The following is a 24,768-nucleotide window of genomic DNA, read 5'->3' as shown; positions in this document are numbered from 1 at the left end:
TCCTTAATTTGGTACAGCTAATACATTAGTTTCATCTTAGCCTAGAATAAAAATAATTTTAACTGCTAAATCGTAACGAAGTGTTTATGAGGTTACATAAATATACGTTTTTAATCGTATTTTTAATTAAATGCAGGCACATATTGCTTATTACTTGCCATTAAAGCAGAATTAGCTAATGTATACAGGTTAGACCAGTTAACGGGGCACAGGATGTTAGAACAACAATTACAATTAAAACACACACAATTACGAAACCGCTTGGTAATGGGTTCAATGCATACAGGCCTTGAAGAGGGCTGGCACAACCGCAAAAGGTTAAGCGCTTTTTACGAGGCGCGTGCTAAAGGCGGCACGGCCATGATCATTACCGGGGGATACAGCCCTAACTTGCGTGGTAAATTAACGCCTATTTCTTCATCATTTAACAGTTATTATGATGTATTTAAACACCGTGCATACACAGGCGCCGTTCATAAACATGGCGGAAAAATATGTTTGCAGCTTTTACATGCTGGTCGATACGCTTATCATCCGTTTAACCAAGCCCCGAGCGCTATTCAAGCGCCTATAAATCCATACAAACCTAAACAAATGTCGTTAGGCTCGATTAAAAAAACCATTAAAGACTTTGCGCACTCTGCCTATATGGCAGAAAAAGCAGGTTACGATGGTGTTGAAGTAATGGGCTCTGAAGGTTATTTAATTAATGAATTTATGGCGCCACACACCAATAAGCGCGATGACGAATTTGGTGGCAGCCTAGAAAATAGAATGCGATTAGCGCTTGAAATAGTTAAAGCCGTTAGAGCTAAAGTATCTGATACGTTTTTAATTATTTTTAGATTATCTGTTATGGACCTAATCCCGAATGGCTCAACCCCTGATGAAGTCACTATTCAGGCAAAAGCACTTGAGCAGGCCGGTGTTGATATTTTTAATACTGGCATTGGGTGGCATGAAGCACGCGTGCCAACAATCGCCAGTATGGTGCCTCCTGGAGCATTTAAAGAAGCTTCAAAACGATTAAAGTCAGTGGTGAATGTACCTGTTATAGCTGTAAACCGTATCAACACGCCGGATATAGCCAACCAAATCCTTAATGATAATGAAGCCGATTTAATTTCAATGGCGCGCCCTTTATTAGCCGATCCGGAGTTTTTTAACAAATATCAAAATCAGCAAACTAAACAAATAAATATTTGTATTGGCTGTAACCAAGGCTGTTTAGACCACGTATTTAAAAATAAACGTGCAACCTGTTTAGTTAACCCACAAGCCGCCTTTGAACTTGATTACCCGTTAGATAAAGCTTCTAAAGCTAAAAATGTATTAGTTGTTGGCGCGGGCCCTGCTGGGCTTTCGGCAAGTTGTTATTTGGCTGAAAAAGGGCATACAGTAACGCTTATCGATCAAAAAACACAAATGGGTGGCCAATTTAATCTAGCCATGCAAATTCCAGGTAAAGAAGACTTTAATCATACGCTTAGCTACTTTACTAATGAACTTGAAAGGCTCAACGTAAATGTAGAGCTTGGTAAAGCCTACGATGATGCAATGTTACAAAAATACGATGACATCGTATTTGCCACAGGTGTACGCCCGCGTGAAGCTGCAATTGAATGCGCAGACTCTAAGCGTGTATTTGCTTATGATGAAGTTATACGCGGTGAGGTCGAACTGGGCAAATCAATAGCCATTTTAGGTGCCGGCGGTATTGGCTTTGATATGGTTGCTTTTTTAAGTGAGCACAAATCGCAATCTATTCCTGAGTTTAAAAAGCAGTGGGGTATTGAGTGCGAGGCAGAGCCGCACAAAGATGAGCGACAATTATACATGCTAAAACGCAGTGCAGGGCGCTTTGGTAGCGGGCTTGGTAAAACTACAGGCTGGATACATCGTCAAGTCGCTAAGCAACATGGCGTTAAACAAATTGCTGATTGCCAGTACCATAGTTTTGATAATAACGGCCTTACAGTTACTGTTGCCGGAGAAAAACAAGTACTACCGGTTGATACGGTTATTGCGTGTATAGGGCAGGTTTCTAATAATGAAGTGCTTGAGCAACACCGCGAAAATGCAAAGGTACATGTTATTGGTGGCGCTAAATTAGCAGCAGCAATTGATGCAAAGCGTGCAATTTTTGAAGCGCTTCAAGTGGCCAGAGCCATTTAACAGTGTTAATAAAATGAAATAATTTACAGTACCCTCAGGTCTTGTGTGTATAGAGTCCATAACTTAAAACACTGACAAAGCAGGCCACACATGAGTAAATTATTTCGTTTGTATAATAAAATCATGGGTAATCTATCGTATGCCGACGGATTACCTGCGTTACTTTTTCGCTTAATTTTAGCCCCCGTAATGATTATTGCGGGCTTTAATAAATTAGCCCTAAGTGGAGAAACCGACGGCTTTTTTAGCTATTTTCTTGCTGATGCCAGCGTTGTACAATGGTTTGGCAATAGTGAATGGGGTTTAGGTTTACCATTTCCAGACTTACTTGCCTTTTTAGCAGGCTGGAGTGAATTTTTAGGCGGGTGGTTTTTACTCTTTGGGCTATTTACCCGCTTAGTAAGCATTCCGCTGATGTTTACAATGGTTGTGGCAGCAACAACAGTGCATTGGCATAATGGTTGGTTTGCTATAGCGCCATCAAACCCTACAACCAGTTCGGCTCAAGTACTTGATTGGTTATCAATTCCTGGGGCTAAAGAAAGCCTTGAAAACTCACTAGAAGTACAAGAACGTATAGGTAAAATTAGGGGCATAGTTGAAGAGCACGGATTTACTGATTACTTATATGAAAAAGGTAAACCTTCCATAATAAGTAACGGTATTGAATTTTCTGCTATTTATTTTGCCATGTTACTTAGCTTGTTTTTTGTAGGTGGCGGTCGCTTTGTTAGTGTTGATTATTGGCTCAGGCGTGCAGTAGTAAAAGAGTAGCAAACAAATTGGTTTAAAAAGGGCGTATAAATATTTTTTATACGCCCTTTTTGTTTGTAACGTGTGTTAAACGCATCGCGCCTCTCTCGGATTTATACAGTGGTATATGAATATTGTTTACGCAGTAATGGCGCTGTAATACGAGAGAATAAGTAGGGTTTTAATAAAATTGATAATTACGCAGAGTTTATTTTTTAAAGGCATAAATGGTACTCTAACGTTTTGAATTATGAGAGTACGCTATGGATGCTATTGAGCTTTTACTAACCCGCCAATCTGACGCTAAATTAACCGCCCCAGGGCCAAATTCAGAGCAGCTCGATATAATAAAGCAAGCCGCGTTACGGGTGCCTGATCACGGATGTATTGCGCCTTGGCAGTTTATTGTCGTTCAAGGTGATGCCCGCCATAAATTAGGTGAGATATACCATCAAAGCGCAGTTGCTGAGCAGCAAGAAGAAAAAGTGATTAAACGCGCAAAAGAGCTTGTGCTGCGCGCACCGATGATCATTATTGCTATTGCTAAGTATCAAGCCCATCCAAAAGTGCCGCGTATTGAGCAAGTACAAAGCGCCGGTTGCAGTGTACTTGCCATGCAACAAGCCGCATTTGCACAAGGTTTAGGTGGTGTATGGCGTACAGGGTATTTTGCACAAAGCACAGCGGTAAAAAATGCCCTTAATTTAGACGAACAAGATGAAATTGTTGGGTATTTATATTTAGGCACCCCAGAGATTGAGTGTAAAAAGGCAGCTAAGCACAAACCAGATGATTACTTCACTTATTTATAATAAATAATGAACTATTGCAGTTTTGCGCAGTCATATAGCATTAAGGTTGCTACTGTTAGGCTCGTCCTTTTTTGATTTAGCTGTGAGAAGCGCACGGAAGCAATATAGGTTAACTTTTTCTTCTTCAGTTTGTTTTTTAATCGGTTGTTTTTTGTTAAAGTATGGAAAGTCTTAATAAAAATAACGATAAAGAAGACGAAAACGATGGGAAATTTATTTTTACAAGAAAAAGAGAATTGGCTGGCATGGTCAATTTGGGGAATAGTGGGTGCTTTTATTACACTTTATGTGGCAATGAGCACGAATACTGCACATTTTATAGCTGGCTCTGCTATGGGAATGCTTGTTTTATTAACCTGGTGGATGCAGCAGTCTAAAAGGTTTGATTTTGGTCGGGCCTTTAAAATTTGTTTTTATGTGTTATTGCTTAGTGTATTACCTGCATTTTTATTTGTGGTAGTACCAAGTGATGATTTAAACCGTTTTGATTTAATATTTCAAAGCGTTACATTTTTAGCACTTAGTTTATTACTGTGCTTAATTTGTTCGTGGATTGCACGCAGGCCAAAGCAATATTATTAATGGGCAATGAGCAATGTAGCTTTTTAGCTATTTGTGGTGGTTTTTTGAACCAAACGTTGTTTTTAGCTAATTATTTACATTTAGGTCTTTACAAGTTGCTCAATACCCCCTATTATTCGCGCCGTACGGAGAGATGGCAGAGTGGTCGAATGCACCGGTCTTGAAAACCGGCATAGGTTTGTAGCCTATCTAGGGTTCAAATCCCTATCTCTCCACCATTATTTAAAAAAACCGCCTTATGGGCGGTTTTTTGCTTTGTGGAGTTTAATAAATGTCAAAAGAAGCAAACCTTACAACATCGCAACGCTTAGTAAAGCATGTACTACTGTGGATTGTATTTGGCTACTGTTATCAAAGCGCGATTAATTTATTAATAAAAATGGCAGCAGATGCACAACCAGACGCAACGCTTATCACCGCCTTTGTGTATGGTATTGGCTTCAACGTATTAACTGCGCATCTTATTACTAAATACGATACGCATTGGCCTGTTATTGGCGCAGCTTTTATTGCTTTAGTTGGTTTAGTATTAGTGCCATTGGTGCTGTTTGGCAGTGGCGGTTTACTAGCGTGGCCATTGCTTGTTGGATTTTTATTCAGTTTACCCCTTTGTAGCTACATAGTTGGCAAAATTAAGGTAAAACACAGTAAAAACTAGCGCCAAACCGGTTTTATTTTATGTTAGCATGTACGCGTCTTTTAACTAACAAAACGTGAAAAACACATTATGTCAGATAATTTTACTACAGATGCTGAAAAAGCAAGTTACGGTATTGGCTTACAAATGGGTGAGCAACTTAAGTCTAACCCTTTTGAAGGCTTAAACCTAAATTCAGTATTTGAAGGCATGAAAGATGCGTACGCTGGTAGCGCTTTTCAAGTTGAGATCCCTGAGATCCAAGCTGCATTTGAAAAAATTAACGAAGAGATCCAAGCGCGTCGTGAAGAAGAAGCAAAAGTACTTTCTGCTGAAGGTATTGCATTCTTAGAAGAAAACGCTAAGCGTCCTGAAATCACTGTTACCGAGTCTGGTTTACAATACGAAGTACTAGCAACAGGCGAAGGCGAAAAGCCAACTGCTGAGTCTACAGTACGTGTTGATTACCACGGTACATTAATTAACGGTACAGTATTTGATAGCTCTTACGAGCGCGGTCAACCAGCTGAATTCCCAGTAGGTGGCGTGATCAAAGGCTGGACTGAAGCTTTACAAATGATGCCAGTAGGCACTAAATGGCGTATTTACGTTCCTCATGAGCTTGCTTATGGTGAACGTGGCGCAGGTGCTGCAATTGCACCTTTCTCAACGCTTGTATTTGACGTTGAGCTACACGAAATCCTTTCTTGATTTAGTTATTAAGTCAGTATTTAAAAAGCCGTGGTCTTGTCCGCGGCTTTTTTGTGTCTTGTGGTTTTATACCAAGCTTTAAAAACGTTAATAATGTAGGCCAATCCGCATAATTAAGTGAGTTATTTTGGGGGAAAGATAAACTTGCTACCTGCGCTACAAACGCTATTACAACAAGTAAATAACCTAGTTAATTAAATGAGTAGGCATAAAAAAACCGCATATAAAATGCGGCTTTAAAAGTAACTAAATAAATGCCAAAGCGTTATTAAAAATAACCTCTAATACCAAAGCGGAAATTTCTACCAGGTAGTGGGGCTTTATCCTTTATAAACGAGCTGTGAACAAAGCCAAGTTCGTCTGTAATGTTATCTACATTTAAGTATAACTGCGTATCTATAGCGCCTAAACTTAACTGATAATTAGCTTGTGCATCAACAATTGTGTAGCCATCGGTTTTAGTTTCATAGGCGCTAATATTATCTTGCTCAAAGTAGTGCGTACCTGTGAGTGTTAGTTGTAAATCGCCTACATTGTATTGTAATTCAGATCCTAATTTATTTGCTGGTATGCGCGGCAAGTTACCTTCGTCGTCTTTTAGCTTAGCGCGTGTTGAATCACCAAATACTTTAACCATGGCATTAGGGTCAATTTGATAGTGTACATCAAATTCTACACCATAGAGTTCAGCATCTTTACTGGCAAATTGATATACGGCAACCGCATCATCGTGAGCGCCAATTGCAGACTTTAAACCATCTTCTTCGTCGTAAACTAATCCAGTGTTTTGTTGATAATAAAAGTTTTTAATATCGTTATAGAAAAAGTTAACTGTGTAACCAAAGTCACCGCTAAAACGTCTAAAGCTAAAATCTAAATTGGTCGATTTTTCTTGTTTAATGTCTTCTGGCTCAAAGTGAATCTCGTTATCTTCAATATGATAGCCAAGGCCTAACTCGTAAGTACCTGTAGCAATGTGTAATCCGTTTGATAAAAGCTCAGCAGAAAGGGGCGCACGCTCAGAGTGAGATAAGCTAAGTGCTACGCTTTGCCCTGGTGTGTATTGCCAAATAGCACCGGCAGAGGCGCTTACATTAGTAAAGCTTTCGCTGTATGCAATGCTTTCTTCTTCGCCTTCGTCATGATCTTCTTCTTCATCGTGATCATGTGCGTGCTCGCTTTCGGTAATTGTGCTTGTTATTTCGTAATCTTCAATACGCGCACCAAGCTCGAGTGTAACATCACCAAATTCACGTTCTTCAAGTAGGTATAACGCATGTGTAGTGGTTACACTTGCAGGGGTAAATGCTTCTTCGCCAATTGCGTCGTAGTCCGATTCGCTATAATGATAGCCCATCATACCGTGCCACTGCGCTAACTTGTGCTCTACATTTAAGCGTGCTTCAGTTGTTTCGTTTTTAAAGGTGGTGCCAATTTCACCGTCTTCAATTTCACTGTGTTTGTAATCAGTGTAGCCAACACGAAGGTTAATATTTTCAATCCAGTTATTATCAAGCGCATAGCTTATAAGACCTTGCCAACGATCTTGCTCTAGATGTGCATAAACAGACTCTTCTTCCTCTTCATCTGCGTGCTCATCGTGTTCTTCTTCGGTTTCACCTTCATGGTCATGATCATGATGCTCATGTCCAGGAATACCGTAATCGGTTTCAATGCTACCGTAAGAAAAGCCAACCGTTAAATGATCGCCCACATAACTCGTACCCACATTAAATGTGTCGCTATCAATAAAAGTGTTTTCTACAGAGTTATGAGTTTCAACATCACCATCTTCATCTGTAATGTTAAATGTAGGCGTTTCATAGTCATCACCGCTGCGTTTAGTCCCATCAAAATGAAAGTTAAATCCGTCATTTCCTGTTTCTAGTTTTGCAGCCACGGTATTTGAGTTAGAAACCGTGTCATGGCTGTATTCAGCAGCACCGGTTAAATCATCTAAATTGCTCGTTGGAATACGGTTATCAACCACATTTACCACACCACCAATTGCACCTGAGCCATAAAGTAGGGTGCTTGGACCGCGCAATACTTCAATTTGTTCAGCTGCTAAGCTGTCACTTGATGTTGCATGGTCAGGGCCAATGCGTGATGCATCGCTGGCATCTAAACCGTTTTGGGTAATTTTAACGCGAGGGCCATCTAAACCACGGATAATAGGGCTTGATGACACCGGACCAAAGTAACTGGCATTAACACCTGGTAAGCCCTTTAGTGTTTCGCCAAGGGTCGCTTTTGATTTGTTTTTAAGCTCATCACCTGATAAAACGCTTACCGGCGAAATCATTTCTAAGCTATTTTTATGCAGTGCAGAGGCATATACAACAACGGTTTCTACCGAGGTAGGTGTAAGCGACACCGTTACATTGTTTGAGTTTTCATTTACCGCAATACGCGAGTCTATAAAGTTGTCTTTACTTACATGCAATTGACTTTGAGAGTCTACATCAATAGAAAACTCGCCCTGTGCGTTGGTTCTTACACCTTGGTCTTTACCATGTACGTGTACAGCTGCGTTTTCAATAGGTTGGTTTTTATCGTCTGTTATTTTACCGGTAACGGTAGCAGCAAGTGCTGAATGAGAACATAAAACAGAAAAAACTGCAGAGGAAATTAATGTTAACTTTGTCATTGTCTTAAAGGTTCGCGGTTACTATGTTGTGATATAATATAACACCGCGTTTTTGACTTATCAACAATGTTATACTATAGCTTAATGTTTTTCGATGAATAAACACGCAAATAAGATAAGCTGATTAAGAGCGGCTATCAAGCATAATTATATTAAGCTTATGTTGTGCTCTAGTTTGGTTTTTTACATCGATAGGTTCTATCATTTCGCATTCATCACGTATCATTTCTGACACCAGGCTTGGATAATGGCGGCAATCTTCTGGCCTATCTAGGTAAATGCTACAGGTATACATTGTTTTATGAGAGGGCTCTTTTTTGGGCGCTATTTCTAAAAAGGGGCAAGTGGAGAGTCGCATTTGCGTTTTTGGATCAAACCAAATTTCATCATCTTTAACATATTGATAAATCTCTGGGTTAAACAGTGCCCACATTTCAATTTCTTGTACGGTTGCACTTAAATCGCCCCCACCGTATTTAATACAGCATTTACCGCATTGGTTGCACTCTTTCATTTTTAGCCAGTATATTAGGTGTCCATTAGTTTCTCAGTGTATCACTGTAACTAACGTGGATTACTTTTTTATATATAATTTTAAAACCACACTTTTAATTCCAACCCGCTATCTATTAATAATGTATTATTACACCTAAATAATTAGCCGTTCTAATAAGATTAGGGCGCCTCTAAATAGTTAGTTTAGTGACCAGTTAAGGATAGTTCCTGATGATGAACACCAAAGTATATAAAGCAGTACATGATTTAGCAGAGCAACTGATGGAAGCTGCAAATAGAAACGACCGTAAAAGGTTTGAATTATTATTTTCTAGGCTCAAAGCTATTTGTGAAGAAAACGAGAATACTTCAAAAGATCACCCTGTACAGTGGGAAACCTTAGCTGACTTTACCGAAGAACTTGAAGAGGCAATTACCACATACGAAAAAGCGCTACAAAAGTCGGTTGCAATCAATAATAAAGATCATATGTCGTCGGTTGCTTATTCAATGGCAACTCTACAAATAGAGCTTGGACAAAAAAATGAAGCGATTAAAAGCCTAAAAAATGCCAAGGTCAGCGCTAATAAAATTGAAGATAAAGCGCTTAAAGCCGAAATTCATGATTTACTTGAGTCACTGACTGAAGAAGAAGGTTAATTAAGCCTAGTTAGTCGCGATTTTAATGAGGTTTGGAATATGGATATATTAACCGCAATCGAGCAATGGATTGATAAGGTAAATCATAAATATAAATACAAACGGGTGTGCTGCACTCAATTTACAGCACAGTTTGCAGGTTTTTACCCAACTGAATTTTTGGAAAATGCCTTTTATGTTGTAATCGATGAAATACCCAAGCCCGATTTTGCTGCTTTACGTGCCATGGGGCTGGGTGAATTTATTGATATGAAAGTCAGTGGCATAACTTATAAAAATACTTACTACTTGTTGCCGACAAGTGTTGATAACTTGCGCGTACATTTTCATGAATTAGTGCATGTATTGCAGTGGCAAAATCTTGGTGCTTTAGCCTTTATAGAGCGCTATATGAATGAAATTAAGCACTTTGGTTATCACAATGCACCGCTTGAAATTATGGCTTATTCGCTCGATACTCACTTTATAAATTCAGGCGAGGAAATAAATGTGCCTGAGTATGTACTGGATGCATTATAAATTTTTTACAAGGAACAGAATATGGCTAATGTATGGTTATATTTTAGTGTATTAGCGCCTTTTAGTGCGTTAGCAAATTCATTTGAAGAAGACATAACTGCTGCATTAATACAGCGAACAACACACCAAGTTACGTATGATGGGAGTTATCGTTCAATAAGTTACCCAGGTGGTGACGTGCCAAGTAATATTGGGGTGTGTACCGATGTGATTATTCGTGCTTATCGCCAGTTAGGTATAGATTTACAACAGTTAGTACACCAAGACATGCGTGACAATTTTACTCTATACCCCTCAAAGCGTATTTGGGGACTGACCAAACCCGATAAAAATATAGACCACCGCAGAGTGCCTAACTTACAAACCTACTTTAAAAGACAGGGTCGTGCGTTAGTATTATCTGATAGCCCTGAAGAGTATAAAACAGGTGATATAGTGACTTGGATGTTACCGGGTAACCTGCCACATATAGGGATGGTAGTTAATGAGCGTTCAGTACAAACTGGCAATCCATTAATTGTACATAACATTGGGCGTGGGGCAGAAAAAACCGATATGCTTTTTGATTATAAAATCACGGGGCACTACCGGTTTGAACCACAGTATTTGAATAAAACGCAGTAAATTTATTTTAAATTAATACTTATATTACCGTTTGGCTTACAGCAGCACAGCAGTATTTCCCCCTCGCGTACAAACGCTAAAGGCTCTTCGTTATAGTGCACTTGGCCAGAGACTAACGTGGCTCTGCACGCGCCACAATAGCCTTCGCGGCATTGATACGCTACGTCTATTTTTTGGTTTTCTAAGCAATGTAAAACAGAAGGGCAGCCAGTGCTAAATTCTATACACTGGCTGTTATCTGCAAGCGTTATACTTGCAGTGGGTTTGTCACTCATTATAAATCAAAGTCACCAAATTCTGAGGCATCTACTTGTGAGTCAATTTGACCTACAAGGTATGAGCTAATTTCAGCTTCTTGCGGTGCAACTTGCACGTTGTCAGACACAAGCCATGAGTTGATCCATGGAATCGGGTTACTGTTGTTTTCAAATTGCGCAGGCAGGCCAATGGCGGTCATACGTGCGTTAGTAATGTATTCAACATACTGACATAAAATGTGTTTGTTTAAACCAATCATAGAGCCATCTTTGAATAAGTACTCTGCCCATTCTTTTTCTTGCTCTGCGGCTTCAACAAACATTTTAATGGCTTCTTCACGGCACTGCGCGGCAACAATCGCCATTTCAGGGTCATCTTTACCATCTTGCATAATGTTTAAAATATGCTGCGTACCCGACAGGTGAAGCGCTTCATCACGTGCGATTAGCTTGATGATTTTAGCGTTACCTTCCATTAATTCACGCTCAGCAAAGGCAAACGAACACGCAAAGCTGACATAAAAACGAATGGCTTCAAGAATATTTACCGACATCATGGCAAGGTAAAGTTTCTTTTTAAGATCAAATAAGCTAATTACAACGGTTTGACCGTTAATTTCGTGCTTGCCTTCGCCATACAGGTTATAAAGCGACACACCATTGATTAAATCATCGTAGTAGGTGGTTACCGCATCAGCACGTTCGCTAATTTTTTCGTTACTAACTATGTCATCAAAAATAAGTTCTGGTGACTGTGTAACGTTACGAATAATGTGGGTGTAAGAGCGACTGTGAATAGTTTCACTAAATGCCCATGTTTCTATCCATGTTTCTAGCTCAGGAATAGACACAATAGGGAGTAGGGCAACGTTTGGCGAGCGGCCTTGTACACTATCAAGCAGCGTTTGATATTTTAAGTTACTTAAAAATATGTGCTTTTCGTGCTCTGGTAATGCTTGAAAGTCTAAACGGTCTTTACTTACGTCTACTTCTTCTGGACGCCAAAAAAACGAAAGTTGCTTTTCAATCAATTTTTCAAAAATAGGGTATTTTTGTTGATCGTAACGCGAAACGTTAACGGTTTGGCCAAAAAACATTGGCTCTTGCATTTGATCATTATGGTTACGACTAAAAGTAGTATAAGACATGTCTATCACTCAAAAAACTATCACTAAAACTATCAGGACAAAGCGGGCAAAGAGCCCGCTTTAAGTTTAACTATTAAATTTTACACGCGCCGCCTGCACAATCATCATCTTCCACTTCTGGAGTGTCGTCTTGTGCATCTGATGCGCCATCGCGGGTGTTATGGTAGTAAAGTGTTTTAACACCAAGCTTGTATGCACCTAGTAAGTCTTTTAATAAGACTTTCATAGGTACTTTACCGCCTTCGTATTTGTTTGGATCATAATTAGTATTGGCCGAAATAGTTTGGTCAATAAACTTTTGCATTATGCCCACTAACTGTAAGTAACCATCGTTTGATGGAATATCCCACAGTAGCTCGTAGTTATCTTTTAAGCGTTCGTACTCAGGAACTACTTGTTTTAAAATACCGTCTTTACTTGCTTTAACGCTAATGTGACCACGTGGTGGCTCAATACCGTTAGTTGCGTTAGAGATTTGCGACGATGTTTCTGAAGGCATTAATGCGCTAAGTGTTGAGTTACGCATGCCGTGCTCTTTAATGCTGGCACGTAACGAATCCCAATCTAAGTGCAGTGGCTCATCACAAATTTTATCTAAGTCACGTTTGTACGTATCAGTTGGCATAATACCTTGAGAGTACGTTGTTTCGTTAAACTTAGGACACGCGCCACGCTCTTTAGCCAGCTCGTTTGATGCCTTCATTAAGTAGTATTGAATTGCTTCAAACGTTTTGTGAGTCAGTGCATTAGCACTGCCATCTGAGTAACGCTTACCATTTTTAGCAAGGTAGTAAGCGTAGTTAATTACGCCTATACCTAACGTACGACGGCTCATAGTGGCATTACGTGCAGCCGGTACTGGGTAGTCTTGGAAATCAAGTAGGTTATCAAGTGCACGTACTGCAAGCTCTGCAAGCTCTTCAAGCTCATCAAGTGACTCAATAGCGCCTAGGTTAAATGCAGATAGCGTACAAAGTGCAATTTCGCCTTCTTCATCGTTTACGTTATTTAACGGCTTAGTTGGCAATGCAATTTCTAAACATAAGTTAGATTGGCGAATTGGCGCCACTTTAGAAATAAACGGGCTGTGCGTATTACAGTGATCCACATTTTGTAAATAAATACGACCTGTGCTGGCACGCTCTTGTGCGAACATTGAGAAAAGCTCAATCGCTTTAATACGCTTTTTACGAATAGACTCGTCTTGCTCGTATTTTACGTATAACGCATCAAACTCGTCTTGGTCTTCAAAGAATGCATCGTAAAGGCCAGGCACATCTGATGGGCTAAATAACGTAATGTAGTCGTCTTTAATTAAACGAGAATACATTAGTTTATTAAACTGTACGCCGTAATCTAAATGACGAACACGGTTATCATCAACACCACGGTTATTTTTAAGTACTAGTAGGTTTTCTACTTCTAAATGCCAAAGCGGGTAGAATAACGTTGCAGCACCGCCACGTACGCCACCTTGCGAGCAGCTTTTAACCGCTGTTTGAAAGTGCTTATAAAAAGGAATACAACCTGTGTGGTACGCCTCGCCATTACGGATATGGCTACCTAAAGCACGAATACGGCCAGCGTTAATACCAATACCTGCACGTTGTGAAACGTACTTAACAATGGCAGATGATGTGGCGTTAATTGAATCAAGGCTGTCGCCACATTCAATAAGTACACACGAGCTAAACTGACGCGTAGGCGTACGCACACCCGACATAATTGGCGTAGGTAAAGAGATTTTAAACGTTGATACTGCATCGTAAAAACGTTTGATGTAGTCAGTACGTGTTTCGCGCGGGTAGTCAGAGAATAAACTCGCAGCCACTAAGATATATAAAAACTGAGCGCTTTCGTAAATTTCACCCGTTACGCGGTTTTGTACTAGGTATTTACCTTCAAGCTGCTTTACTGCTGCGTAGCTAAAGTTAAGATCGCGCGAATGATCAAGATAAGCATCTAGCTCATCAAGCTCTTGCTCTGTGTAATCAACGAGTAAATGAGCGTCGTAGCGTTTGTCTTCAACCATTTTTGTAACATGGTCAAATAAACGTGGTGGCTCAAACTGGCCATACGCTTTTTTACGTAAGTGGAATACAGCTAAGCGGGCAGCTAAGTACTGGTAGTCAGGCGACTCTTTTGAAATTTGATCGGCTGCTGCTTTAATGATGGTTTCGTGAATGTCTTTTGTACGAATACCGTCGTAAAATTGAATGTGTGACTTTAATTCAACCTGTGAAACCGATACGTTGTTTAAACCTTCGGCGGCCCATTCAATAACGCGATGGATCTTATCAAGATCTAAAGGCTCTTTACGCCCGTCACGCTTGCTTACAGATAACTGTTGGTTCATAGCTTTGCCTGTATTCCTTGGGAATTGTGTATTTTGACCAATGCTTTATACCTCGCTAAAGCAAGGTACGTATTCATTTATTATAAGTTTCACCGTATTGGCGAATTTAATTGAATAACATTTGGCCACAATATCTGGTGTTGTTCAATTTAGAGATCACAAGATAGTGTGGTCTGAGCTGATTTGCAAGGGACATAATTGCCCCTATTTGTGGATAACTTTGGGATAACGTATTTGTGTTAGTAGTCACTCACCTTCGAACAATCATTTAAGTTGAAATAGCTAAAAATCAACTAATGATCTGCTAAATTTATGCATTTTGAAAATAAATTTCGACTGCTTTTTTTATCAACAAGCTTTGCATAAAAACTAACACAATCACAATATATAGTGTTTAATAATTTACATGGCACTATATATGGTTAAAAGCATCAATAGGGCTGTGCCAGTTAAAATCGGCTTCCCAGCCCTTGGCCTCATCAATACTTGGTATATAGCCCCAAAGCGCTGTTGCTGTGTGCATACCTGCGGCTTTACCTGCTTCTATATCACGTTGAGCATCACCTATGTATAAGCAACGTTTAGGATCTACGTTCATCAGTTTTGTACAGTGTAGTAAGGGTAAAGGTGATGGTTTAGCCTCGGTGAGGGTATCGCCACTGATCACAACGTGTGCATTTTTTAAAGCGGGTATAGCAGCCACTAATGGATCGGTTAAAAACCCTGGCTTATTAGTCATTATTCCCCATTTTATACCTTGGTTATCAAGGGCTATGAGTAATGATTCTATGCCTTCAAAGCAGCGGGTGTGTGTCGCTAGGTTTTGGCTGTAGTGGCTGACTAATTGTTTTATACGTTCAGTTTGTGGTTGCGATGCCCATTGCGCTTTAAAGCCAAGTTCAAGTAGTGCGCCGGCGCCATTAGACGCTACTTTTCTATAAGCTTCAGGCGTAACTTGCGCAACACCTTCACTTTTAAGTACAGCATTTAAAGCAGCACCTAAATCGTCTGCTGTATCAAGCAAGGTGCCATCTAAATCAAATAAGAAAGCGTCGTACTCAAAAGGAGTTAAGGGGGTATGAGAGCTAGCCATTATGCTAACTTCTCAAAATGAAGAATGTAATTAACACTCACATCTGTATTTAATGAATACTGCTTAGAAAGCGGGTTGTAGCCCAGGCCAGCACTGGCACGTACTTTTAAACCGGCTTGTTCAGCCCATGCAATAAGTTGTGCAGGTTTGATAAATTTGTTGTGATCGTGTGTGCCCTCAGGCACCATTTTTAGCAGCTTTTCAGCACCTACAATAGCAAACAAGTAAGCTTTAGGCGTTTTATTTAGGGTTGAGAAAAACACATCAGCCCCTGGCTTGGCAAGCTCTGCTACTGCATGAATAATAGAAGCAGGGTCAGGTACATGCTCTAGCATTTCCATACAGGTTATTACATCAAAGCGAGCAGGGTGCTGGGTTGCAAATTCTTCTGCAGGTACTTTTATATAGTCAACATTTACACCGGTTTCTAGGCTATGAAGCTTTGCTACGGTGAGTGGCTCTTGCCCCATGTCTATACCGGTTACGTGTGCGCCCATGCGTGCCATGCTTTCGCTAAGAATGCCGCCACCACAGCCTACATCGAGTGTTTCTTTATCAAATAAGCCTTGGGTTTTGTTAGCCACAAAGTCTAATCGTAATGGGTTAATTTCGTGAAGAGGTTTAAACTCTCCGTCTTGGTCCCACCATCGCTCTGCAATGGCTTCAAATTTTGCTATTTCTGCGTTATCTACATTTTGATGTTCGGTCATAAAATACTTCCTCGTCAATCTGAGGCCATTATATAGGGCTAAATTGATAAATCGCAAAGTTTTGCGCCTGTAAATTTAAATTAATTGTGATAGCATGGTCGCTTAGAAATAATAACAAATACTCTTGGCGCCTAATACCGGGTTGCTAAGAGCTGATACTGAAGGAATGTGATATCAAATGACTGATCTCGCCAATGAAATTCTGCCAGTCAATATTGAAGACGAGTTAAAAAACTCCTACCTTGATTACGCAATGAGCGTAATTGTAGGACGTGCATTACCAGACGTACGTGATGGTTTAAAACCTGTTCACCGCCGCGTTTTGTTTGCAATGAACGAGCTTAGTAATGACTGGAATAAGCCTTACAAAAAATCGGCCCGTGTGGTCGGTGACGTAATCGGTAAATACCATCCACACGGCGACAGTGCAGTTTATGACACCATCGTGCGTATGGCACAGCCATTCTCACTACGTTATATGCTTGTAGATGGCCAAGGTAACTTCGGTTCGGTTGATGGTGATTCAGCAGCGGCAATGCGTTATACAGAAGTACGTATGGCAAAAATGTCGCATGAGTTATTAGCCGATCTTGAAAAAGAAACGGTTGATTTCGTTCCTAACTACGACGGTACCGAACAAATTCCTGACGTTTTACCAACCAAAGTGCCTAACTTACTTGTTAACGGTTCTTCAGGTATTGCGGTAGGTATGGCAACAAACATTCCACCACATAACTTAACTGAAGTGGTTAATGGTTGTTTAGCGCTTATTCAAAATCCTGATTTAACGATTCATGAATTAATGGATTACATTCCGGGTCCTGATTTCCCAACGGCTGCCATTATTAATGGTAAAAAAGGCATCGAAGATGCTTATTTAACCGGCCGTGGTAAAGTGTACATGCGTGCACGCGCCGACATCGAAACCGATGAAAAAACAGGCCGCGAAACCATTATCGTGCACGAAATTCCTTATCAGGTTAACAAAGCACGCTTAATTGAAAAAATTGCTGAGCTTGTTAAAGATAAAAAAATTGAAGGCATTAGCGCACTACGTGATGAATCAGATAAAGACGGTATGCGTATCGTTATTGAGATCAAACGTGGTGATGTAGGTGAAGTTATCCTCAACAACTTATATTCACAAACTCAGTTACAAACTGTGTTTGGTATGAATATGGTTGCATTAATTAACAACCAACCTAAGTGTTTCAACTTAAAAGAAATGCTTGAAGAGTTTGTTATTCACCGCCGTGAAGTGGTTACACGCCGTACCGTATTTGATTTACGTAAAGCGCGCGACCGTGCTCATACCCTTGAAGGTTTAGCAATTGCGCTTGCCAACATCGACCCAATTATTGAGCTAATTCGTAAATCGCCAACCCCAGCAGAAGCTAAAGTAGCCTTAACAGCTCGCCCATGGGATTTAGGTAACGTACAAGCTATGCTTGAAAAAGCAGGCGAAGACAACGTAGCACGCCCAGATTGGCTGGCAAGTGAGCTGGGTATTCGCGATGGTCAGTACTATATTTCTGAGCAGCAAGCACAAGCAATTCTTGATTTACGTTTACACAAACTAACCGGTCTTGAGCATGAAAAAATCTTAGCAGAGTACCAATCGCTGTTAGATTTAATTGCTGAGCTACTACACATTTTAGGTAGCCCTGAGCGTTTAATGGAAGTTATTCGTGATGAGTTAGTTGAAATTAAAGAGCAATATGGTGATGAGCGTCGTACAGAAATTAACGCGGCAGCGCACGATATTAGCCTTGAAGATTTAATTAACGAAGAAGATGTTGTTGTGACCCTGTCGCACGAAGGTTACGTTAAGTATCAGGCATTGTCTGATTACGAAGCACAGCGCCGTGGTGGTAAAGGTAAGTCAGCGACGAAGATGAAAGATGAAGATTTCATTGAGCGTCTTTTAGTGGCTAATACCCACGATACCATTTTATGTTTCTCTACTGCGGGTCGTTTGTACTGGCTTAAAGTTTACCAGTTACCACTGGCTAGTCGCGCCGCTCGCGGTAAGCCAATTGTTAACTTACTGCCACTTGAAGATGATGAGCGCATTACTGCTATCTTACCTGTACGCGAGTACGAAGAAGATAAATACATTTTCATGGCAACTGCATTTGGTACTGTGAAGAAAACACCACTAACGGCATACAGCCGTCAACGTGCAAGCGGTATTATTGCGGTAAACCTTAACGAAGGCGATAGCCTTATTGGGGTTGATATTACCGACGGTAGCAACGAAATTATGTTGTTTACTGATGCAGGTAAAGTGGTACGCTTTAAAGAAGCGGAAGAGTCTGCTGTTGTTGATGAAAACGGCAACCCGGTACTCGACGAAGAAGGCAACCCTGAAATTCGTTTCAAAGGTGTTCGCCCTATGGGTCGTACTGCTACCGGTGTTCGTGGTATTAAGATGGCCGATGACCAACGCGTAGTGTCGTTAATTGTGCCTAAGTCTGATGGTGCTATTTTAACTGTGACTGAAAACGGTTACGGTAAACGTACTCAACTTGAAGATTACCCATCTAAGAGCCGTGCAACACAAGGTGTTGTATCTATTAAGGTGAGTGAGCGTAATGGCGCAGTAGTTGGCGCTGTACAAGTTGACGATAATGACGAAATAATGATTATTTCAAACCGTGGTACGCTAGTACGTACCCGCGTTAATGAAGTATCGACGGTTGGACGTAACACCCAAGGTGTTATTTTGATCAGAACTATTGACGAAGAGCAAGTAGTTGGTTTACAACGTATCGAAGAGATTGAAGTTACAGACAGTGACTTAGTTGATATTGAAGACGTTGAAACGGTTGATACAGTAAATGAAGAAGCAACGGATGATAATCCACCTTCTGAATAACTGAAATTGAAAAAGCGGCTAAGGCCGCTTTTTTTAATCATGTTGAAAAAAATTAATAATCCTTTTTTGTTTATCAAAAGAGTTTAAATTACTGGAATGAGGCAAAGGTAATGAGTAAATATAATTTTTGTGCGGGGCCAGCTATGCTTCCACAAGCTGTTATGCAAAAAGCACAAAAAGAATTTTTAGACTGGCAAGACTTAGGCGTATCTGTGATGGAAATAAGCCATCGTAGTAAAGATTTTTTAGCGCTTACTGCAAAATGCGAAGCCAGCCTTCGTCGTTTAATGAACATTAGCGATGAATTTGAAGTGTTATTTATGCACGGTGGTGGCCGCGGTCAATTTAGTGCTGTGCCTTTAAATTTACATCAAAATGGTAAAACAGCGGTTTACTGCGAGAACGGCGTTTGGTCTAAAAGTGCCACTGACGAAGCTAATAAATTTACTCAAACCCACTCAATCAACGTTAGAAATGACGCAAACGGGCTGTTTTCTATAAAAGAAGTGGCGCAGTGGGAGTTACCTGCAGATGCATCTTACATTCACTACTGCCCAAATGAAACGGTAGACGGATTAGAGATTTTTGATGTGCCTAGTCACCCAACAGCGCCTATTATTGCTGATATGTCGTCGACTATTTTGTCGCGCGAAATTGACGTAAATAAATTTGATTTAATTTATGCTGGTGCACAAAAAAATATAGGTCCATCAGGTATAGCTATTGTTATTGTTCGCAAAACATTACTTGAGCGTGAAGGTTTAGCTAAACCTGGCATTTTAGATTACGCACTTGAAGCAAAGCAAGGCAGCATGTTTAATACACCGCCTACTTTTGCATGGTATTTAGCGGCCGAAGTATTTGAATGGCTAGAGCAAAACGGCGGCGTTAAGGCAATGGAAGCACAAAATATTGCTAAAGCTAAGCTGCTTTATGACTTTATTGATGAATCGCCTTTTTATACTAATAAAGTAGCGACGCATTGTCGTTCGCGTATGAATGTACCGTTTTGGCTAAACGATGAAAGCTTAAACGAAAAGTTTGTAACGCAATCTAAAGAAGCCGGCTTACTTGCCCTAGAAGGACACAGAATTGTAGGCGGTATGCGCGCAAGTATTTATAACGCAATGCCACTTGCAGGTGTGCAAGCCTTGGTTGACTTTATGGCGGCATTTGCACAGGAGCACAGCTAATGGAACAACTTCGTTTAGAGCCTATTTCTCGTGTAAATGGCAGTGTTACCTTACCAGGGTCTAAAAGCCTATCAAACCGTATTTTATTATTAGCAGCGCTGGCTCAAGGGACTACCGTTGTAGAAAACCTGTTAGATAGCGATGATATTCGCCATATGTTGGGTGCATTAAAACTACTAGGTGTTAACGTAACGCTTAATGATGATCGCACTGTGGCAACCGTAAAAGGGGTTGGCGGTGTATTTAAAACCCCAAGTGAACCTTTATTTTTAGGCAATGCAGGTACTGCTTATCGTCCGTTAACCGCGGTACTCGCAGCTGTAGCTGGGGAGTATGAGCTTATAGGTGAGCCGCGCATGGAAGAGCGCCCAATAGGGCACTTGGTCGATGCGCTACAAGCACTTGGCGGCGATATTACCTACACAAAACATAAAGACTACCCACCAATAAAAATAATTGGTGGGCAAATTAAAGGCGGTACTGTTGAAATTGATGGCAGTATTTCTAGCCAATTTTTAACAGCATTGCTAATGGCTGCCCCTTTATTTAGTGGTGATACGCAAATTACCATTAAGGGTACTTTGGTATCTAAGCCTTACATTGATATAACGTTAGATGTAATGGCGCGTTTTGGGGTGACTGTTGAGCACAGCGACTATACAACATTTAAAGTTAAAGGCGGCCAACAATACCAATCACTAGAGCGTATTATGGTGGAGGGTGATGCATCATCAGCGTCTTACTTTGTTGCGGCAGCGGCTATTGCCGGTGGCGAAATTGAAATTAAAGGCGTGGGTGCTAAATCAGTCCAAGGTGATATTGGTTTTGCTAAAGTGATGGAACAAGTTGGCGCTGAAATAAAATGGTATGACGAGCGTTTAGTTGTTCGTAAAGGCGAATTAAAAGGTGTAGATATTGATGCTAACGCTATCCCTGATGCGGCAATGACACTTGCTACGGTTGCTTTATTTGCTAAAGGGCCTACGGCTATTCGCAATATTTATAACTGGCGTGTAAAAGAAACCGACCGTTTATATGCTATGGCAACTGAACTTCGTAAAGTGGGTGCCGAGGTTGTAGAGGGTGAAGATTTTATCGAAATTACACCACCGAGTGCATTCAATGATGTGGCTATAGATACGTATGACGATCACCGTATAGCGATGTGTTTTGCAATGGTTGCCGTAGGCGGAAAGCCTATTACAATCAACGATCCTAAGTGTACATATAAAACTTTTCCAACCTTTTTCAAGGTTTTAGCATCAGTGAGTGAGTAGGCTTTTTATAAATAATTATAAAAAGTTACACACTAAAGCGGATCTATTTGCAGAAGTGACGTATAATATCGCGGTTTTATTTAGGTGTGCATTGCAGGAGGTTTTAAATGCAGGCGTTATTAATGCCCGTAATCACCGTTGATGGCCCAAGTGGTTCAGGTAAAGGAACTGTTTGTCGCTTGTTAGCCGACAAATTGGGGTGGGATGTATTGGATAGCGGCGCAATTTACCGTGTATTATCCCTTGCCGCACTTCATCACCAAATAGCATTAGACAACGAAGAAGCGCTTGTCCCGCTTGCTGCAAACTTAGATGTGCAGTTTTTGGTTGATAGCCAAACTAATGCTGGAAAAGTTATTTTAGAAGGCGAAGATGTAACCTCGACAATTCGTAATGAAGAGGTTGGGGCAGCTGCTTCAAAAGTGGCTGCATTACCCCGTGTACGTGAAGCGTTACTTCGACGCCAGCGTGCGTTTAAAACCGAACGGGGCTTAATTGCTGATGGCCGAGATATGGGCACCGTGGTTTTTCAAGACGCACCATTAAAAATATATTTAACCGCTAGTGCACAAGAACGCGCGCGCAGACGTTATGTTGAGTTGAATGAGCGCGGCCTTGATGTTACAATAAGTGGTCTATTACAGGACATTCAAGCTCGTGATGAGCGCGATATGAATCGCACCGTTGCGCCGCTTGTTCCTGCTGCTGATGCAATTGAAATAGACACAAGCGAGCTTAACGCTCAGCAAGTGTTTGATAAAGTTATAACTTTAGTAGATATTGCTATCTCACAAGGCAAGCTTCCTAAACGAAGCTAAACACATTTTATGCACCAGCAGGACGCCAGTGCTATTTTAACAACCCCATGCAGCATGGTTGCTTATTGGTATTAATATATGAGACGTATATTCGTATGTCAGAAAATTTTGCGCAGTTATTTGAAGAAAGCTTAAAGGGTTTTGAAGCAGAGCAAGGCTCTATTGTTAAAGGTACAGTAATCTCTATCGAGAATAACATTGTACTTGTAGATGCTGGTCTTAAATCAGAAAGTGCTATCCCTGCAGAGCAGTTCAAAAATGCTGCTGGTGAACTAGAAGTTGCTGTAGGCGACGAAGTAGATGTTGCACTAGATGCAATCGAAGACGGTTTCGGTGAAACTATCCTTTCTCGTGAGAAAGCGAAGCGTCACGAAGCGTGGATCCGTCTTGAGAAAGCATGTGAAGAGCAAGAGACTGTTACTGGTGTTATCAACGGTAAAGTTAAAGGCGGTTTCACAGTTGAAGTTGATTCAATCCGTGCTTTCCTACCTGGTTCACTTGTTGATGTTCGTCCAGTACGTGACACAACTCACCTTGAAGGCAAAGAGCTTGAATTTAAAGTAATCAAGCTTGACCAAAAACGTAACAACGTTGTTGTTTCACGTCGTGCAGTTATCGAATCTGAAAACTCACAAGAACGTGAAGAGCTTCTTGCTAACCTTGTTGAAGGTCAAGAAGTTAAAGGTATCGTTAAGAACCTTACTGACTACGGTGCATTCGTTGACCTTGGTGGTGTTGATGGTCTACTACACATCACTGATATGGCGTGGAAGCGTGTTAAGCACCCTTCAGAAATCGTTAATGTTGGCGACGAAATCGCAGTTAAAGTTCTTAAATTCGACAAAGATAAAACTCGTGTATCTCTAGGCCTTAAACAGCTTGGCGAAGATCCATGGGCAGCTATCGCTGGTCGTTACCCAGAAGGTTCTAAGCTTTCTGGTCGTGTAACTAACCTTACTGATTACGGTTGCTTCGTGGAAATCGAAGAAGGCGTTGAAGGTCTAGTTCACGTTTCTGAAATGGATTGGACTAACAAGAACATCCACCCTTCAAAAGTTGTTTCACTAGGTGACACTGTTGAAGTTATGGTTCTTGAAATCGACGAAGAACGTCGTCGTATTTCTCTTGGTCTTAAGCAATGTATTGCTAATCCTTGGCAGGAATTTGCTCGTCTACAAAACAAAGGCGACCAAGTTACTGGTAAGATCAAATCAATCACTGACTTCGGTATCTTTATTGGTCTTGACGGTGGTATTGATGGTCTTGTACACCTTTCAGACATTTCTTGGAACACGCCTGGCGAAGAAGCTGTACGTGAATTCAAGAAAGGCGACGAAATCACTGCTATCGTATTGCAAGTTGACCCTGAGCGTGAACGTATCTCTCTAGGTGTTAAGCAAATCGAAGCTGACCCGTTCAATAACTACCTTGATGCAAACAAAAAAGGTGCTATTGTTAAAGGTAAAGTGACTGAAGTTGATGCGAAAGGCGCAACTGTAGAGCTTATCGAAGGCGTTGAAGGTTACATCCGTGTAGCTGATATCGCTCAAGAGCGCGTTGAAGATGCAACGACTGTTGCTTCTGTAGGCGACGAAATCGAAGCTAAATACGTTGGCGTTGATCGTAAGAACCGCACTTTAAGCTTATCTGTTAAAGCTCTTTTCGAAGCAGAAGAGAAAGAAGTACTAGAGAAGCTTAAGAAAGAAGAGCCAGTGTTTGAAAACGCAATGGCAGCTGCTTTCGCAAATGCACAAAAAGACTAATTACTAATTAGTTTTTAATTGGAAGGGCAGTTTTGCCCTTCCACTATTCTCTTTAAGGAAACGCTATGACTAAGTCAGAACTGATAGAAACACTTGCCGAACAGCACGCACACGTTCCAGTGAAAGATGTTGAAAATGCAGTAAAAGAAATTCTTGAACAAATGGCCGGCTCATTATCTACTTCCGATCGTATTGAGATCAGAGGTTTTGGTAGTTTCTCTTTGCATTACCGCGCTCCTCGCACAGGTCGTAATCCTAAGACTGGCGATACAGTAGAGCTTGATGGTAAGCATGTACCTCATTTTAAACCAGGCAAAGAATTACGCGACCGCGTAAACGAGAGTATTGCCTAGTTAACCAGTTGGAGTAGTTACTTGTTTAAGGTATTAAAAATTATTCTGGTTGTACTATGCCTATTTTGCGCATTTTTATTGGGTTCTCAAAATCCACAATTAGTACAAATCAATTATATTATTGCCAGTAATACCTTGCCACTCGCTGTAATTATAAGTATCTGCTTTATACTGGGTGTAATAATAGGGTGTTTTATTAGCTTTAAATTGTTTTCTAAATTAAAGTGGCAAAATTACCGCTTAAAAAAACAATTAGGGCCAGAAAAAAATAATAGTAAGCTTATTGCTAATAAAGACACCTAAT

Annotated in this window: 23 protein-coding genes and 1 tRNA gene; 17 read left to right on the top strand and 7 right to left on the bottom strand. The window is 40.6% G+C overall.

What is annotated here, in order from left to right; translation table 11 throughout:
* Positions 1-213 precede the first annotated feature (213 nt).
* The 7 genes from CWC04_RS08295 to bamJ all read left to right on the top strand — a co-directional run bounded on the left by CWC04_RS08295 (position 214) and on the right by bamJ (position 5,670).
* Positions 214-2,175 (top strand): oxidoreductase, encoded by a 1,962-nt coding sequence (locus tag CWC04_RS08295; protein ID WP_138685124.1) that lies wholly within the window; start codon positions 214-216, stop codon positions 2,173-2,175.
* 90 nt (positions 2,176-2,265) lie between these two features.
* Complete coding sequence (locus tag CWC04_RS08290) at positions 2,266-2,949, top strand: HvfX family Cu-binding RiPP maturation protein (RefSeq protein ID WP_138685123.1); 684 nt, start codon at positions 2,266-2,268, stop codon at positions 2,947-2,949.
* Between the two features lie 242 nt (positions 2,950-3,191).
* Positions 3,192-3,740, top strand: coding sequence for an NAD(P)H nitroreductase (locus CWC04_RS08285; protein ID WP_004587853.1), 549 nt, complete (start codon positions 3,192-3,194; stop codon positions 3,738-3,740).
* A 204-nt stretch (positions 3,741-3,944) separates the two neighbouring features.
* Entirely contained in the window at positions 3,945-4,322 is a 378-nt protein-coding gene (locus CWC04_RS08280) for a hypothetical protein (RefSeq protein ID WP_024034084.1), read from the top strand.
* A 127-nt stretch (positions 4,323-4,449) separates the two neighbouring features.
* Positions 4,450-4,540, top strand: a tRNA-Ser gene (locus CWC04_RS08275).
* 53 nt (positions 4,541-4,593) lie between these two features.
* On the top strand, positions 4,594-4,980 hold the full coding sequence (locus CWC04_RS08270) for a hypothetical protein (protein WP_029772511.1): 387 nt from the start codon (positions 4,594-4,596) through the stop codon (positions 4,978-4,980).
* Positions 4,981-5,049: 69 nt separating this feature from the next.
* The gene (gene bamJ / locus CWC04_RS08265; protein WP_004587856.1) at positions 5,050-5,670 is read left to right on the top strand and encodes a BamJ family beta-barrel-assembly machinery protein; all 621 of its coding nucleotides are present in this window, start codon (positions 5,050-5,052) and stop codon (positions 5,668-5,670) included.
* A 268-nt stretch (positions 5,671-5,938) separates the two neighbouring features.
* On the opposite strand, the gene CWC04_RS08260 is transcribed toward bamJ, so the two are convergent.
* Both CWC04_RS08260 and CWC04_RS08255 read right to left on the bottom strand, forming a co-directional pair.
* A complete protein-coding gene (locus CWC04_RS08260; RefSeq protein WP_138685122.1) occupies positions 5,939-8,320 on the bottom strand; it encodes a TonB-dependent receptor in 2,382 nt (793 codons plus the stop codon).
* A gap of 124 nt (positions 8,321-8,444) precedes the next feature.
* On the bottom strand, positions 8,445-8,834 hold the full coding sequence (locus tag CWC04_RS08255; protein ID WP_004587858.1) for a YkgJ family cysteine cluster protein: 390 nt from the start codon (positions 8,832-8,834) through the stop codon (positions 8,445-8,447).
* Positions 8,835-9,046: 212 nt separating this feature from the next.
* On the opposite strand from CWC04_RS08255, the gene CWC04_RS08250 reads away from it, so the two are divergent.
* The 3 genes from CWC04_RS08250 to CWC04_RS08240 are packed head-to-tail and all read left to right on the top strand — an operon-like array spanning position 9,047 to position 10,618.
* Positions 9,047-9,475 carry a hypothetical protein gene (locus tag CWC04_RS08250; protein ID WP_024034088.1) on the top strand — a complete coding sequence of 143 codons (429 nt, stop codon included), beginning with the start codon at positions 9,047-9,049 and terminating at the stop codon, positions 9,473-9,475.
* A 39-nt stretch (positions 9,476-9,514) separates the two neighbouring features.
* The gene (locus CWC04_RS08245) at positions 9,515-9,994 is read left to right on the top strand and encodes a hypothetical protein (RefSeq protein WP_138685121.1); all 480 of its coding nucleotides are present in this window, start codon (positions 9,515-9,517) and stop codon (positions 9,992-9,994) included.
* A gap of 21 nt (positions 9,995-10,015) precedes the next feature.
* Positions 10,016-10,618 (top strand): DUF1287 domain-containing protein, encoded by a 603-nt coding sequence (locus CWC04_RS08240; RefSeq protein WP_138685120.1) that lies wholly within the window; start codon positions 10,016-10,018, stop codon positions 10,616-10,618.
* Between the two features lie 2 nt (positions 10,619-10,620).
* On the opposite strand, the gene yfaE is transcribed toward CWC04_RS08240, so the two are convergent.
* From yfaE to ubiG, 5 genes are all read right to left on the bottom strand, one after another.
* The gene (yfaE, locus tag CWC04_RS08235) at positions 10,621-10,893 is read right to left on the bottom strand and encodes a class I ribonucleotide reductase maintenance protein YfaE (protein WP_004587862.1); all 273 of its coding nucleotides are present in this window, start codon (positions 10,891-10,893) and stop codon (positions 10,621-10,623) included.
* Positions 10,893-12,023 (bottom strand): class Ia ribonucleoside-diphosphate reductase subunit beta, encoded by a 1,131-nt coding sequence (gene nrdB / locus CWC04_RS08230; protein ID WP_004587863.1) that lies wholly within the window; start codon positions 12,021-12,023, stop codon positions 10,893-10,895. The genes yfaE and nrdB overlap by 1 nt, the downstream gene beginning before the upstream one ends.
* Before the next feature lie 73 nt (positions 12,024-12,096).
* The gene (gene nrdA / locus CWC04_RS08225) at positions 12,097-14,379 is read right to left on the bottom strand and encodes a class 1a ribonucleoside-diphosphate reductase subunit alpha (RefSeq protein ID WP_138685119.1); all 2,283 of its coding nucleotides are present in this window, start codon (positions 14,377-14,379) and stop codon (positions 12,097-12,099) included.
* 412 nt (positions 14,380-14,791) lie between these two features.
* A complete protein-coding gene (locus tag CWC04_RS08220; protein WP_138685118.1) occupies positions 14,792-15,472 on the bottom strand; it encodes an HAD family hydrolase in 681 nt (226 codons plus the stop codon).
* On the bottom strand, positions 15,472-16,182 hold the full coding sequence (gene ubiG, locus CWC04_RS08215) for a bifunctional 2-polyprenyl-6-hydroxyphenol methylase/3-demethylubiquinol 3-O-methyltransferase UbiG (protein ID WP_004587866.1): 711 nt from the start codon (positions 16,180-16,182) through the stop codon (positions 15,472-15,474). Before ubiG ends, CWC04_RS08220 begins: the two co-directional genes overlap by 1 nt.
* A 178-nt stretch (positions 16,183-16,360) precedes the next feature.
* Between ubiG and gyrA the strand changes: the two genes are divergently transcribed.
* From gyrA to CWC04_RS08180, 7 genes are all read left to right on the top strand, one after another.
* Positions 16,361-19,060 carry a DNA topoisomerase (ATP-hydrolyzing) subunit A gene (gene gyrA, locus CWC04_RS08210; protein ID WP_024034094.1) on the top strand — a complete coding sequence of 900 codons (2,700 nt, stop codon included), beginning with the start codon at positions 16,361-16,363 and terminating at the stop codon, positions 19,058-19,060.
* A gap of 110 nt (positions 19,061-19,170) precedes the next feature.
* A complete protein-coding gene (gene serC / locus CWC04_RS08205) occupies positions 19,171-20,253 on the top strand; it encodes a 3-phosphoserine/phosphohydroxythreonine transaminase (protein ID WP_024034095.1) in 1,083 nt (360 codons plus the stop codon).
* Positions 20,253-21,530, top strand: a complete 1,278-nt coding sequence (aroA, locus tag CWC04_RS08200) for a 3-phosphoshikimate 1-carboxyvinyltransferase (protein ID WP_138685117.1) — start codon at positions 20,253-20,255, stop codon at positions 21,528-21,530. Before serC ends, aroA begins: the two co-directional genes overlap by 1 nt.
* A gap of 107 nt (positions 21,531-21,637) precedes the next feature.
* Positions 21,638-22,348: a (d)CMP kinase gene (gene cmk / locus CWC04_RS08195; RefSeq protein ID WP_138685116.1), complete on the top strand. Its 711-nt coding sequence runs from the start codon at positions 21,638-21,640 to the stop codon at positions 22,346-22,348.
* A 95-nt stretch (positions 22,349-22,443) separates the two neighbouring features.
* Positions 22,444-24,111, top strand: a complete 1,668-nt coding sequence (rpsA, locus tag CWC04_RS08190) for a 30S ribosomal protein S1 (protein ID WP_004587871.1) — start codon at positions 22,444-22,446, stop codon at positions 24,109-24,111.
* A gap of 65 nt (positions 24,112-24,176) precedes the next feature.
* The gene (gene ihfB / locus CWC04_RS08185) at positions 24,177-24,464 is read left to right on the top strand and encodes an integration host factor subunit beta (RefSeq protein WP_004587872.1); all 288 of its coding nucleotides are present in this window, start codon (positions 24,177-24,179) and stop codon (positions 24,462-24,464) included.
* Between the two features lie 21 nt (positions 24,465-24,485).
* Positions 24,486-24,767: a lipopolysaccharide assembly protein LapA domain-containing protein gene (locus CWC04_RS08180; RefSeq protein WP_064385448.1), complete on the top strand. Its 282-nt coding sequence runs from the start codon at positions 24,486-24,488 to the stop codon at positions 24,765-24,767.
* The last annotated feature ends 1 nt before the right edge of the window (position 24,768 follow it).

Origin of the sequence: Pseudoalteromonas sp. S2893, from assembly GCF_005887105.1 — a bacterium.
Lineage (GTDB): Bacteria > Pseudomonadota > Gammaproteobacteria > Enterobacterales > Alteromonadaceae > Pseudoalteromonas > Pseudoalteromonas atlantica.
Note: the sequence above shows the minus strand (reverse complement) of the source record. Positions and strands in the feature narration are given on the sequence as shown.